The organism is Janthinobacterium sp. Bl 1 (genome assembly GCF_058215535.1).
This window is the reverse complement of record NZ_CM177086.1, coordinates 2,207,012-2,218,770: the sequence shown is the minus strand read 5'-3', so window position 1 is coordinate 2,218,770 and position 11,759 is coordinate 2,207,012. Positions and strand designations below refer to the sequence as shown.

General features: G+C 64.1%; 13 protein-coding genes. 3 read left to right on the top strand and 10 right to left on the bottom strand.

Annotation, left to right across the window (positions count from 1 at the left end; all coding sequences use genetic code 11):
* Positions 1 to 34: 34 nt before the first annotated feature.
* From AC4BCN_RS10085 to AC4BCN_RS10055, 7 genes are all read right to left on the bottom strand, one after another.
* Positions 35 to 1,195, bottom strand: a complete 1,161-nt coding sequence (locus tag AC4BCN_RS10085) for a CpaE/TadZ family protein (protein ID WP_490493195.1) — start codon at positions 1,193 to 1,195, stop codon at positions 35 to 37.
* Between the two features lie 37 nt (positions 1,196 to 1,232).
* The gene (locus tag AC4BCN_RS10080) at positions 1,233 to 1,505 is read right to left on the bottom strand and encodes a pilus assembly protein (protein WP_436484026.1); all 273 of its coding nucleotides are present in this window, start codon (positions 1,503 to 1,505) and stop codon (positions 1,233 to 1,235) included.
* Positions 1,506 to 1,514: 9 nt separating this feature from the next.
* Entirely contained in the window at positions 1,515 to 3,011 is a 1,497-nt protein-coding gene (locus AC4BCN_RS10075; RefSeq protein WP_490493194.1) for a type II and III secretion system protein family protein, read from the bottom strand.
* A gap of 27 nt (positions 3,012 to 3,038) precedes the next feature.
* Entirely contained in the window at positions 3,039 to 3,866 is an 828-nt protein-coding gene (gene cpaB / locus AC4BCN_RS10070) for a Flp pilus assembly protein CpaB (protein WP_490493193.1), read from the bottom strand.
* A 42-nt stretch (positions 3,867 to 3,908) separates the two neighbouring features.
* Positions 3,909 to 4,469, bottom strand: a complete 561-nt coding sequence (locus AC4BCN_RS10065) for an A24 family peptidase (protein ID WP_490493192.1) — start codon at positions 4,467 to 4,469, stop codon at positions 3,909 to 3,911.
* 116 nt (positions 4,470 to 4,585) lie between these two features.
* Positions 4,586 to 4,759: a Flp family type IVb pilin gene (locus AC4BCN_RS10060; RefSeq protein ID WP_070304077.1), complete on the bottom strand. Its 174-nt coding sequence runs from the start codon at positions 4,757 to 4,759 to the stop codon at positions 4,586 to 4,588.
* Positions 4,760 to 4,963: 204 nt separating this feature from the next.
* Positions 4,964 to 5,659: a LuxR C-terminal-related transcriptional regulator gene (locus AC4BCN_RS10055; RefSeq protein ID WP_490493191.1), complete on the bottom strand. Its 696-nt coding sequence runs from the start codon at positions 5,657 to 5,659 to the stop codon at positions 4,964 to 4,966.
* Between the two features lie 562 nt (positions 5,660 to 6,221).
* Between AC4BCN_RS10055 and AC4BCN_RS10050 the strand changes: the two genes are divergently transcribed.
* From AC4BCN_RS10050 to AC4BCN_RS10040, 3 genes are read left to right on the top strand one after another with little or no spacing between them, the layout of a single operon-like run.
* The gene (locus AC4BCN_RS10050) at positions 6,222 to 6,710 is read left to right on the top strand and encodes a TadE/TadG family type IV pilus assembly protein (RefSeq protein WP_485879388.1); all 489 of its coding nucleotides are present in this window, start codon (positions 6,222 to 6,224) and stop codon (positions 6,708 to 6,710) included.
* Positions 6,710 to 7,312: a TadE/TadG family type IV pilus assembly protein gene (locus AC4BCN_RS10045; protein WP_490493190.1), complete on the top strand. Its 603-nt coding sequence runs from the start codon at positions 6,710 to 6,712 to the stop codon at positions 7,310 to 7,312. The genes AC4BCN_RS10050 and AC4BCN_RS10045 overlap by 1 nt, the downstream gene beginning before the upstream one ends.
* On the top strand, positions 7,312 to 8,670 hold the full coding sequence (locus AC4BCN_RS10040) for a vWA domain-containing protein (protein ID WP_490493189.1): 1,359 nt from the start codon (positions 7,312 to 7,314) through the stop codon (positions 8,668 to 8,670). The genes AC4BCN_RS10045 and AC4BCN_RS10040 overlap by 1 nt, the downstream gene beginning before the upstream one ends.
* A 13-nt stretch (positions 8,671 to 8,683) precedes the next feature.
* Here the strand turns inward: AC4BCN_RS10040 and AC4BCN_RS10035 are convergent, their stop codons facing one another.
* The 3 genes from AC4BCN_RS10035 to AC4BCN_RS10025 all read right to left on the bottom strand — a co-directional run bounded on the left by AC4BCN_RS10035 (position 8,684) and on the right by AC4BCN_RS10025 (position 11,741).
* Entirely contained in the window at positions 8,684 to 10,534 is a 1,851-nt protein-coding gene (locus tag AC4BCN_RS10035) for an amidohydrolase (protein WP_490493188.1), read from the bottom strand.
* Positions 10,535 to 10,601: 67 nt separating this feature from the next.
* Complete coding sequence (locus AC4BCN_RS10030; RefSeq protein WP_034758835.1) at positions 10,602 to 11,255, bottom strand: hydrolase; 654 nt, start codon at positions 11,253 to 11,255, stop codon at positions 10,602 to 10,604.
* A gap of 102 nt (positions 11,256 to 11,357) precedes the next feature.
* Complete coding sequence (locus AC4BCN_RS10025; protein WP_490493187.1) at positions 11,358 to 11,741, bottom strand: hypothetical protein; 384 nt, start codon at positions 11,739 to 11,741, stop codon at positions 11,358 to 11,360.
* Positions 11,742 to 11,759 lie beyond the last annotated feature (18 nt).

Below are 11,759 nucleotides of genomic sequence, written 5' to 3'. Positions count from 1 at the left end.
GCTCCGGTTATGGGGTGTGGGTCAAACGTGTGACTCAAGCTCGCCGCAGGACCCGGCCCAGCCAGCCCTGGCGCGCCGTGCTGGCCGCGCCGCCGGCCAGGCTGGCGGCGAATTCCTGCAGCGAGCGGGTAATCGGGCTGGCCTTGTCGAGCTGCAAAATCGGCATGCCCTGGTTGACGGAGGCGGCCGCCGAAGCATAGTGATTGGGCACGGTGCGGTAGACGGCCGTGCCGTAGGCCGCTTCCAGGTCGCGCAGGCGGATTTCGCCGCCCTTGTCGTGGCGGTTGACGATGATGTGCACCTTCTCCTTCGCGTATTCGAGCGAGCGGAACATGCCCAGCAGGCGCTTGCCGTCGCGGATGTACGGCAAGGTCGCCTGCAGGACGGGAAAGATCATGTCGGCGTGGTCGAGCGCGCGCACGCTGACGGCGTCGAGGTTGCGGCCCACGTCGAGCACGATGAAATCGTACTGGCGCCTGGCTTGCCGGATGATGGCGTCGATGTGTTCGGGCGCCACTTCGCTGGCGTGGGCCGGATCCTCGGGCGCGGCCAGCACGCTGTAGTTGGGCAGGATGTGCAGCATGCTCGATCCCAGGAACGAGGAGTCGAGCCGGTGGATGTCGCGCGTGACGTCGGACAGGGTGGCCAGCGGCTTGTTCTCGGAAACGAAGAGCGAGGCGTCGCCAAAATGCAGGTTCATGTCGATCAGGGCAACGCGCTGCTGGCCGCCGGCGGCCAGCGCATAACCGAGGTTGCTGGCGATGAAGGTGGCGCCGCTGCCGCCCTTGCACGAGATGAAGGCCAGCACCTTGCCGTTGCCATGCTCGCGCCGCTCCAGCTTTTCCTCGATGCGTTCGAGCGCCGCATGCAGGCTGGCCGGCACGGCGGGAAACGGCAGCACGTCGCGCACGCCCGCGCGCATGGCCTGCAGCAGGAATTCGGGCGGCTGCTGGTGGCACAGCACGATGAAGGCCATGCGCGGATGCAGGTTGCTGAGGCGCTCGATGGCGGCCAGGTCGGCGCCGTCGTTCGACGGGCGGTCGAAGATCAGCACGTCGGGCAGCGATTGCGCCGCCTGCAGCGGTTCGAGCGATTCTCCGCCCGCGCTGATCTCGTCGAGCCGGTTGCGGCTGCGCAGCAGCCGCCCCAGTTCGGACAGCGTTTTTTCATCCCGGGAATTGATGGCGATTTTCACGATATGCCTTGCTGATTCTGTGGTGACGGTGCCAGGCTCACGGGCGCGCCCCGACGCCGATGGTCAGGGCGGCCGCTTGCGGCGCGGGCGCGGCAAAGCTTTTCTGGTACGCCGCGTGGGCGGCCTGCGCGGCCTTGCCGTCGATGCCGGCCACGGGGTCGCGGTTCGCGCCCGCCTGCGGTGCCAGCACCTGGCGCGCGCGCAGCTGCGCGACGCTGTGGCCGAACTGGCGGTCCAGGTTCGGCGTGGCGGCGCAGCCGCTGGCGGCCAGGGCGGCCAGCAGCACGGGGAGGGAAAGGGAATGCTGCATGGTGTGCTCCTATTGAATGTCCGGGCTGGCCGGCGCTGTCTGCGTGGCCGCTTCCTGCCGTGGCCGTGGTGGGGCGGCGCCTTCCATTTTTCCTTGCAAGAAGAATTCGCCGCGGCTCGGTGCCACATAGGCGTCGGTCGGCAGCACGATATCGGCGCCATCGGCGGTATCGAGCGGCTTGACCAGGTGCGGCGTGATGATGAATACCAGCTCGGTACGGTCGGTCTGGAAATCGCTGCTGCGGAACAGTGCGCCCAACACGGGAATCTCGCCGAGGAAGGGCAAGGCCTTGATATTGGTCGTCACATTGTTCTTGATCAAGCCGCCAACGGCAAAGCTCTGGCCATCGAACAACTGCACCGTGGTCGTGGTGCGCCGCGTGGTAAAGGCCGGCAGCACCGCATTGGCGGCGGTGCCCCCGCCCGTGGTGATGCCGATGCCTTCGCGGTTCAGCTCCGACACTTCCGGCGCCACCTTCAGGTTGATGCGTCCCCCTTCCAGCACGGTGGGCGTGAACTTGACGGCGATGCCGAATTCCTTTTCCTCGAGCGTGATCTTGTTGGTCGTGCTGTCTTGCGCGACCGGAATGAAAATCTTGCCGCCCGCCAGGAAACTGGCTTCCTGGCCGCTGATGGCCATGATGTTCGGTTCGGCCAGGACCTTGACGAGGCCGTCGCGCTTTTGCGCATCGAGCGTCAGGCCGTTGCCATTCTTGCCGTGCACGGCGCCCAGCTGGCTGGGGTTGCCGCTGAGCAGGTTCGACAGCAAGCCATAGCTCCAGTTGCCGCGCGTGCCGCTGAGGCCCACGCTGGCACCGAGCTGGTCGACGAGGGTCTTCGACACTTCGGCGATTTTCACTTCCAGCATCACCTGTTGCGGCGCGGCGATCGACAGCATATTGATGACCTTGACGCCGCCGCCCGTACTGGCGGCGCCATCGGCCGCTGCGGCCGCTTCGCCCACGCCGCGCTGCGCATAGGCTTGCGCCATCTCGAGGATCTGGCTGGCCTTGACGCCGTCGCTCACCTGCCCCGACAGCACGATGCTGCCGCCGGCCGCGCCAACTTTCACGGCGCGCTCGCCAGGGAAGACATAGGCCAGCTGCGCCTGCAAGCCTTCGACGTCGATCTCGACTTCAATATCGACGATCACGGGGCGCTGCTGCCGGTCCCACAGGATCAGGTTGGTGCTGCCCGGGGCCAGGCCCCAGACGAACAGCTGGCTGGACGAGCCCAGCATCCTGGCGCCGGCCACGCGCGCATCGTTGACGGCGATCTGCGACACCGGCAAGCTCAGCTTGCGCAAGGTGGACTTGCCCACGGCGATGCGCACGGGCTCGCCCAGGCGGGCGATATCGGCGCCCAGCGACATGGCCGGCGCCGCGACGGGCGACATGACGGCCTGCCTGGCGGGCGCCGCCGCGATGGCGATGGCAGGCCAGGCCAGTCCTGCCGCCAGGGCCAGGCGCATGCCCGCACTCGCGGCGTGCTTACGAAATGTATTCATCGGTCATCCTTGCTTGCCTGCTGATTGTTAAAATTGCTGGACGCTCGTATCCATGCCCTTGACGACGGTGACGCTGTCGCGCGTTGCGGCGCGTGCCGGGGCCGCCTGGCGCCGCGCCGCTCGCACCGGCGCGGGCGCCGGCACCTTCAGTTCCAGCAACGACTCCTTGGTGGCGCCGCCCGTGTTGACGGGGTCCGGATCGACCTGGTTGCGCAGCACCAGCGACAGGCTGCCCACGCTGCGCGCCAGGTCCAGCTTTTCCACCTGATCCGGCGTCAGCTCCAGGGTCACGGCGTTGACCACCTTGGGCTTGTTGTCGTCGCGGCCCGACTCCTGCGCCACGGCCAGCACCAGGATGCGTTCAAGCACGATCTTGGAAATGGCCAGTGGCGCGCCGCCTGCCGGCCTGGCGCGGTCATCCTGCGTATGCACGAGAATGTCGACGAAATTGCCCGGCAGGGCGAAGCCGGCCACGCCCACAACGTCATTGACGCGCACCGTCATGGCGCGCTTGCCGGCCGCCACGATGGCCGACAGGCCGCCGGTGGCGCCGGGCGGCGCGAGTTTGCTTTCCAGCACGGGCTCGCCCCTGCTGACGGCGCTGCGCGTGATGCGCCCGTCGAGCGCACCGGCCTCGCCGAACGCCCCGGGCAGCATGGCGCCGGCGGGCCAGTCCGTGCCGCGCAGCATGGCCGGCGTCACCTTCGCGCCCACGCCGATATCGACCAGCGCGACCATCACCGTCTGGCTGGCCGGCGCGCCCTGCCCCGACATCCAGCGCGCGGCCGCCAGCACGGCGGCCCCCGCCATCAGCAGCGCCAGCAGCAGCACGATCGCAACGCGGCTATTTCTCATTGTTTTTCCTCTTGATCAAGCGTGGGGTTCCGGACGGGCGCGTCATGCATGGCCGCCGGCCGCCAGGGCCAGCCAGATGGCGGTGCCGGCGGCAATGGCGATCGCGTACGGCAAGCTGCCGCCCGGCGCGGCAGGTGCATCAAGCTGCGGCGCCTCGCCCGCCGCGGCGCGCAGCCAGCCTTGCAGCAGCAATTGGCGGGCATTCGCCAGCGCCTGGCGCAGCGTGCCCTGATACAGGGCGACGGCCAGCGCCAGCACGCCGCCCGCGAGCAGGCTGCACAGCACGGCAAACACGGTGGCGCGCGGACCGAGAAAAGCCCCCACCATCGCCATCAGCTTGACGTCGCCCGCGCCCAGCGCTTTCATCGCATGCATGGGCAGCAGCAAGCCCAGGCCGACGGCCAGGCCGCCCAGCGCCAGCCACGGTCCGGCCGTCGTTACCCCGGGCAAGGCCAGGCTGTTGAGCAACACGCCCAGCACGGCGCCGGAAAACACCAGGCGGTTGGGAATGCGCCGGCGGCGCACGTCATGCCAGACAGCCGCAGCAAGCAGCCCCCATAGGAGTATGGCGGGGCTGAACGTCCAGAAAGAATGAGGATCCATCGTGTACCTGATGCAAGCCGAGCGCAGGACAGCATGCGCATCGTTGGGCGGGAGGTCGGCAGGCCGGGCCGGATCGGCAGCCGGCCTGTCGGGGTGCAGCGCGGTGAGCCGGCGTTTTAGATCGCCGCGCCCGTCAGCTTGGTGCCGATCGCCTTGAAGGCGCCATCGAGGCCGGTGGTGAAATAGCCGACGGCCGTTACCAGCGCCGCAGCCACCAGCGCAGCGATCAGCGCATATTCGATCGCAGTCACGCCGTCTTCTTCGGCGATAAAGTTTTTAATGCAATTCATATTATTCCCTTTCAGGTCAAGTTTCAAACATGATAAAAACTGAAAATACAGTCTGAAAATAAAAACATCATCCTTGTTTTTATTTGCCATTTTCTGATGCGTGTATTTTATATAAACAAACATCAAATCGAATCAGAGAAAAGTCATTTTATGCACAGTACAAATCATCTTAATTTTTTATTCACATTCAGTACATATGTACCGTCATTCCGCGTGGATGGGCTCGGCCAGCCGGTTGCGGGTGGCGTACACATATAATTCCAGGCGGTTGGTGACATCGAGCTTGCTGTAGATCGATGTCAGATGATTACGCAAGGTTTGCTCCGAGATAAAAGCGCGCTGGGCTATCGCGCGGTTCAGCGCACCATTTCCCTCCACCATCATGGCAACGATCTTGCGCTCCTTCAGCGTCAGCCTGGCGATCCGCTGCTCTTCCGGATCGGGCGCCGCTTCCGGCTTGTTCAGCACGCCGAGCATGCTGTCGAGCAGCGCCGGATCCAGGCACAACTCGCCCTGATATAGGCGGGCGATGGCGTCGACCATCTGCTTGACGGGCGTTTCCTTGCCCAGCACCGCGCGCGCGCCGCTGCGTACGGCGCGAGCGCATGCGGCCTGGTCCTGCGTGCCGCTGAACAGCAAGGCCCGCGACACCCCATTGCCGAGCAGCTGCGGCAGATAGTCGATGGCGCAGGCGCTGGCGCCGCTGCAGCCCAGGTCGGCGTCGAGCACGATGACGTCGGGACACAGGGTCCGCGCCAGCAGCAGCGCGCTGTCGATCTCGGTGGAGCTGGCCACCACCTGCATCGCCGGCTGGGCACCGGCGAGCAGCTGCTCCAGGCCCCACAGCCAGGTCTTGTGGTCCGACACCAGCATGACGCGGATGACATTTTTTGTTGACATGCTTTACCTCTTTACTTGAAGCCCACTCCCCTCGGGGGAGGGTTGTTGATCCGAATCGGCTTGCCTGCCTCGCCCGCGCGCGCGCCTTCCGCAGCTGCGCGCAGGGAAAGAAGTCACGGGGGCACGAAGGAAGAGGCATCGGGCCGGCACGCGCAAACGCGGTGCGTGGCCCAGGCCAGCGGGCGCCGCATGGCGGGCGTGTGCCGATGGATGGGCAGCGTGGCCGGGGCGGACGCGGCGCGGGCGCGCCAGCGCTGCTGCCACCGCTGCTGTTGCTTACATTGCAGCATTTTTGTTGCATCACCTTGCAAAACAAGTCCTTGCCTGCACGCAGGACAATCCTGACATCAGGCCTGTTTTCATACCCGCGCATATTACTCCCGGCCTTATCGGGACGGGGCCGGCACAATTGAAATATGGCAGTTAATTTCGATTATCTTGACCTGTAATAATTTAAATAGCGGCCACGCCCTTGAAAATCAATATAGAATAATCTCCAGTCAAATGGCGCAATGCCATCCGCCCGACATTTGTCATCGCGGAACTTTACCGGATTATTCCCATGCGTTTAAAACAGGCCGATTCCCGCATATTCCGCAAGCACCGCGGACAAGGCGGTGCCACCTTGCTTGAATTTGCCCTGATAACGCCGGTCTTTCTCATGCTGATAATCGGCATCATCGAATTGAGCATGGCTTATTTTGCCAATATGACCATGCAGCACGCGGTGCGCGAAGGCGCACGCTATGCCGTCACGGGGGCCAAGGACCTGGACCCCGACAGCGCCAACCAGCAGCGCTACCAGGCCGTGATACAGAAGATACGGGACAGTTCCATGGGCATGTATGACAAGGTCAGTCCCGTGATCGCCGTCAACGGCAGCGATGCCGTCGGCGCCGCCATGTTCGGCCAGGCCGGCGATATCGTCGTCATTTCCGTCGATTGCCGCTGGGCGTTTGCCACGCCGATGATCCGTGCCCTGTTCCGCGATGGCCAGGCGCATTTCGTCGTGGCCGCCACCATGCGCAATGAAAGCTTTGGCGGCCTGTGATGCGCGGTCACTCTCCTGCGCGCCTCGTGCGCGGCATCGCCGCCGTGGAATTTGCCATCGTGCTGCCACTGCTGGCGCTGCTGCTGTTCATGGTGGTCGACCTGTCGCGCGCCATCCAGACCAAGACCATCTTGCTCAACATCAGCCGCGAAGGCGCCAACCTGGCTTCGCGCTCCACGTCCGACCTGAGCGGATCTAGCCAGGCCATCATGAATGCGCTGGCAGCCAGCACGCCGCCGCTGGACATGAACCAGCGCGGCATGATCTACATCACCAAAATCATGGGCTACACGGCCAAGAGCGGCATGCGCAACATCGTGCTGGAACAGTATCGCTGGGAGGCGGGCGCCAACGCCAGCGGCTACCTGCCCGCCAGCCAGGTGTGGCAATGCGGCAGCTGGAGCAATGGCGCGTGCACGGGCATCGCCAAGGACGAGTCCGCCCCCACGGTGGCCTTGATGCGGGACCAGCTGGCCGACGGCGAACTGATCTACGCCGTGGAAACTTTCTACCATTTCGACATGCTGTTCGGCACCTTGAAATTTGGCAACAGCACAACGCCCGTGCTGGGGCCCAACCTCACTTCGATGACGGTATTCTGATGCGCATTCCACACAAGCGGCAAGACGGGCAAGTGCTGATCATGGTGGCGCTGTCGGCCGTCGTTTTGATCGCCTCGGTGGGCCTGGCCGTCGATTCGGCCCTCGGCTACTTCGTCAAGGCCAAGCTCAACGCGGCCGTCGACTCGGCCAGCCTGGCGGCGGCGCGCGGCGTCACGGCGGGCAGCTCGGAAGAGGACCAGCGGGCCAATGCGCGCCAGTCGGCCAGGGAATTTTTCGACATCAATTATCCGGACCAGTTCCTGCTCTCGACGCCGACCCTCAACCCCGTCGGCGTCACGTTCGACAAGGGTACCGTCATCATCGACGTCTCGGCCACCGCCTCGCTGCCCGTCTCGCTGATGGGCGTACTCGGCTTCAAGACCCTGAACGTGGCCGCCAGCGCGCAAACCATCCGCAAGGACCTGGACATGGTGCTGGTGATGGATACCTCGGGTTCGCTGAAAAACAATGCCGACGCCGTGCGGGCGGCGGGCAAGTCCTTTCTGAACAAATTCAACTCCACGGTCGACCGGGTCGGCTTGCTGCACTTCGCTTCGGAAGCGCAGATCGATGTCCCGATCAGACAGATCGAGCGCGGTTTCGACCGCGCCAGCATGACCATGAACGGTGGAAAGATCGATCAATTCGCCTTTGTCGGCGGCACCAATTCTTCCGCAGGCATGTTCCAGGCACGCAAGCAGCTGAACGACATCGGACAGGTCAACCGCTCCAGCCTGCGCGTCATCGTGTTTTTTTCCGACGGCTCGCCTGCGGCATTTTCCTCGTACTTCCCCAATACGGGCGGCAACTGCAAGACGGCGGGCGCGCTGGCCACTTTTACGGCTTTGCAAAACCCCGCGCTGGTCGGTCTGTACAAGATGGCGGTGAGCGATACGCGCCAGTACGGCGACTGCGATGCCATGCAGATCACGGCGCTTCCTCCTTGGTACAACGCGAATAACGAGTACGCCAAAGCCAACGACGCGGCGCTGCGCGAATTTCCCATCGTCACCAACACACCGCGCGTCGTGACCTCGTCCCTCTCATCGGCGCAGGTGCAATGGACGAATGTGCACCGCGCCTCGCGCAACCTGGTCGAGGCGATGGCGGCCAAAGCGCGTCAGGAAGGCATTTACGTCTTTACCCTGGGCATGGGCGCCTCGCTGAAAAACAAGGAAGGGCCGGACAATGAACTGGGTGAAGACTTGCTGCGCTGCCTGGCCAATACCACCGATGCGAAAGCGGCTTGCCGCAAGCCGGCCGAACCCGTGGGCCTGTACTGCTATGCGGCCACGGACAGCGACCTGAGCCCCTGTTTCACGCGGCTTGCCTCGGCCATCCTGCGCATTTCCAAATAAGGCCAGCCCGCTCCTAGAAGGCGAAGCAGCTGCAGCCCAGGGTGCCCCAGAAACCGGAAAAATCGCTGATCGGCACGGCCGACTTGCGCGCCCGGTCGTGGGCGTGGGCGTGCACGCCGCAGGCGCCCGCGCACTGGTGCGGCATGGCGGCTTGCGCCTGCTTGGCCACGGGCCGGTAATGGCCGGGCACCGTGCGCACGGGCGACCACTCTGGCAGTACGGGAATCGGTGGCGGCGCCAGATTGGTGAACTCCGCCTGACCGTAGACGACCTTGCCGCCCACCATGGTCAGCACGGATTCGATGGACTTGATCGCCTCTTCCGGCACCGTAAAATAATCGGCCGACAGCACGGACAGGTCGGCAAGCATGCCCTCGCGGATGCGCCCTTTCTTGCCTTGCTCGCTGGAGAACCAGGCACTGCCCGCCGTCCACAGTTCCAGCGCCGTGTCGCGTGACAATCGCCCCGCCGCATCCGTCAGGGCCAGGCCGCCCACGGTGCGCCCCGAAACCAGCCAGTACAGCGCCGTCCACGGGTTGTAGCTGGCGACCCGGGTCGCATCCGTGCCGCCGCCGACGGGCACGCCCGCGTCGAGCATGCGCTGCACGGGCGGCGTGGCTTTCGCCGCGTCGGCGCCATAGCGCTCGACGAAGTACTCGCCCTGGAAGGCCATGCGGTGCTGGATGGCCAGGCCGCCGCCCAGCGCCTTGACCCGGTCGATATTACGCGGGCTGATGGTTTCCGCGTGGTCGAACAGCCAGTGCAAGCCGCCGAACGGCGTGTCGCGGTTGACCTTTTCAAACACGTCGAGCATGCGGCTGATCGATTCGTCATAGGTGGCGTGCAGGCGGAACGGCCAGCGCTGCTCGACCAGATGGCGCACGACCTTTTCCAGCTCGTCTTCCATGCCGGGCGCCAGCTCGGGGCGCGGCTCGAGGAAATCCTCGAAGTCGGCGGCGGAAAACACGAGCATTTCGCCGGCGCCGTTATGACGGTAAAAATCCGTGCCGTCGCCGGGCTTGATCATGCCCGTCCACTTCTGGAAGTCCTGGAGTTCCGCGCCCTTGTTTTGCGTGAACAGGTTGTAGGCGATGCGGATGGTCAGCTGTTCTTTTTGCGCCAGCTCGTCGACGACGGCATAATCCTCGGGATAATTCTGGAAGCCGCCGCCCGCGTCGATGGCGCTGGTGATGCCGAGGCGGTTCAATTCGCGCATGAACTGGCGCGTGGAGTTCACTTGCAATTCCAGCGGCAGCTTGGGGCCTTTCGCCAGTGTGGCATACAGGATCATGGCGTTCGGCCGCGCGATCAGCAAGCCGGTCGGATTGCCGGCCGCATCGCGCACGATCTCGCCGCCGGGCGGGTTCGGCGTATTTTTATCGTAGCCGACCACGCGCAGGGCGGCCCGGTTCAGCAAGGCGCGGTCGTACAGGTGCAGGATGAAGACGGGGGTATCGGGCGCGGCCGCGTTGATTTCATCGAGTGTCGGCATGCGCTTTTCCGCGAACTGGAATTCCGTCCAGCCGCCCACGACGCGCACCCATTGCGGATTCGGCGTGCGTAACGCCTGTTCTTTCAACATGCGCAAGGCATCGGCCAGCGACGGCACGCCTTCCCAGCGCAATTCCAGGTTGTAGTTCAAGCCGCCGCGGATCAGGTGCAAATGCGAGTCGTTCAAGCCGGGAATCACCGTGCGGCCAGCCAGGTCGATCACCTGCGTGGCGGGGCCGCGATGGCGCATCACGTCTTCCACGTCGCCCACGGCGAGAAATTTGCCATCGGCGATGGCGACGGCGGACGCCAGCGGCTGCGTCCTGTCGACCGTGTGGAAACGGCCGTTGAGCAAGATGGTGTTTGCGTGCATGGGAACTCCCGGATCAAATGAAAACACGGCCCCGCCGGCGGGCGACGGAGCCAAAATCAGCGAAAAATCAATGGCCTTCGCTGGCGTTGAACATCGATTTGGCGTAGATCAGGCCCAGGCCATAGCCGCCGCCGTGCGCCACGGCCGTCGCCACCGTCTCGTTGTAGGTCTCGCCGCGGGCCCAGTCACGCTGCAGTTCCAGCAAGTATTGCACGGACGTCATCGGCTGCGCACCCGCCTGTATCATGCGCTGCATGGCCATCGCATGGGCTTCGTCGGAGACGTCGCCGCTGGCGTCGGCGATCACGTAGACTTCAAAACCCTGCTCCAGCGCCGACAGCGCGGGGCCCACGATGCAGACGGAGGTCCACAGGCCGGCCAGCACGATCTTGCCCTTGCCGTAGCCATTCACCTTGTCGGCGATGCGCGCATCTTCCCAGGTGTTCATGCTGGTGCGGTCGATCGGCGCCTGATCCGGGAAGACGGACTGGATTTCGTCGAAGATCGGGCCTGAGAACGATTTCGCCGCCACCGTCGTCAAAATCGTCGGCACCTTGAATTCCGCTGCCGCCTTGGCCACCAAGGCCGCGTTGTTACGCAGCAGGGCCAGGTCGATGGAACGGGTGGCGAAGGCCATTTGCGACTGGTGGTCGATCATGATCAGGGTATGATCGTTCGGGGTCAGCAGTTTTTGTGCGGCTTGGGCGGTGGCGATAGGCATGATGTTTTCCTTAGTGAAAATAATTGAATATAAAAATAGAGATGTCGTTATACGGTGCTGCTATTCCTGCCCTTGCGTCACGCTGTGTGTGCCGGGCCAGTGCTATGCAGTATGGACGAGATACTTTGAAAACAAAAACGGAAAGAATGCCAAGCTATATGCAATTTTTTCGATAATGAAAAATGACCACGACAGCAGCCTGTTCTTCAAGGAGAAAACATGGGATTTGAATTCAGGATCGCGGCCAGCCTGACGCCAGAGCAGCGCCAGCACATCGCGCAGCTGCTGGCGGCACGGCCGCAGGCGCCCGGCGCCATGCCCGATACCGACGCCAGGCTGACGGAGGCCGGCCTGTATATCTGCCAGTACCTGCGCCCTGAGCCGTGGCACGGCCTGGAAGCCCTGCGCGCCTGGTTTGATACGTATAGCGAGCGTTTCCCAGACGGCGAGATCGATGCCTGGCCTCCTTTTCTTTACTTGCGACATTGCAAACCTGAAACAAAA

Coding starts and splice junctions, on each gene's coding strand:
- AC4BCN_RS10060 (WP_070304077.1), bottom strand. CDS start 4,759: ATGAATTGCATTAAAAACTTTATCGCCGAAGAAGACGGCGTGACTGCG.
- AC4BCN_RS10080 (WP_436484026.1), bottom strand. CDS start 1,505: ATGCAGCATTCCCTTTCCCTCCCCGTGCTGCTGGCCGCCCTGGCCGCC.
- AC4BCN_RS10075 (WP_490493194.1), bottom strand. CDS start 3,011: ATGAATACATTTCGTAAGCACGCCGCGAGTGCGGGCATGCGCCTGGCC.
- AC4BCN_RS10050 (WP_485879388.1), top strand. CDS start 6,222: ATGCGTTTAAAACAGGCCGATTCCCGCATATTCCGCAAGCACCGCGGA.
- AC4BCN_RS10035 (WP_490493188.1), bottom strand. CDS start 10,534: ATGCACGCAAACACCATCTTGCTCAACGGCCGTTTCCACACGGTCGAC.
- AC4BCN_RS10025 (WP_490493187.1), bottom strand. CDS start 11,741: ATGTCGCAAGTAAAGAAAAGGAGGCCAGGCATCGATCTCGCCGTCTGG.
- AC4BCN_RS10030 (WP_034758835.1), bottom strand. CDS start 11,255: ATGCCTATCGCCACCGCCCAAGCCGCACAAAAACTGCTGACCCCGAAC.
- AC4BCN_RS10055 (WP_490493191.1), bottom strand. CDS start 5,659: ATGTCAACAAAAAATGTCATCCGCGTCATGCTGGTGTCGGACCACAAG.
- AC4BCN_RS10045 (WP_490493190.1), top strand. CDS start 6,710: ATGCGCGGTCACTCTCCTGCGCGCCTCGTGCGCGGCATCGCCGCCGTG.
- AC4BCN_RS10040 (WP_490493189.1), top strand. CDS start 7,312: ATGCGCATTCCACACAAGCGGCAAGACGGGCAAGTGCTGATCATGGTG.
- cpaB (WP_490493193.1), bottom strand. CDS start 3,866: ATGAGAAATAGCCGCGTTGCGATCGTGCTGCTGCTGGCGCTGCTGATG.
- AC4BCN_RS10065 (WP_490493192.1), bottom strand. CDS start 4,469: ATGGATCCTCATTCTTTCTGGACGTTCAGCCCCGCCATACTCCTATGG.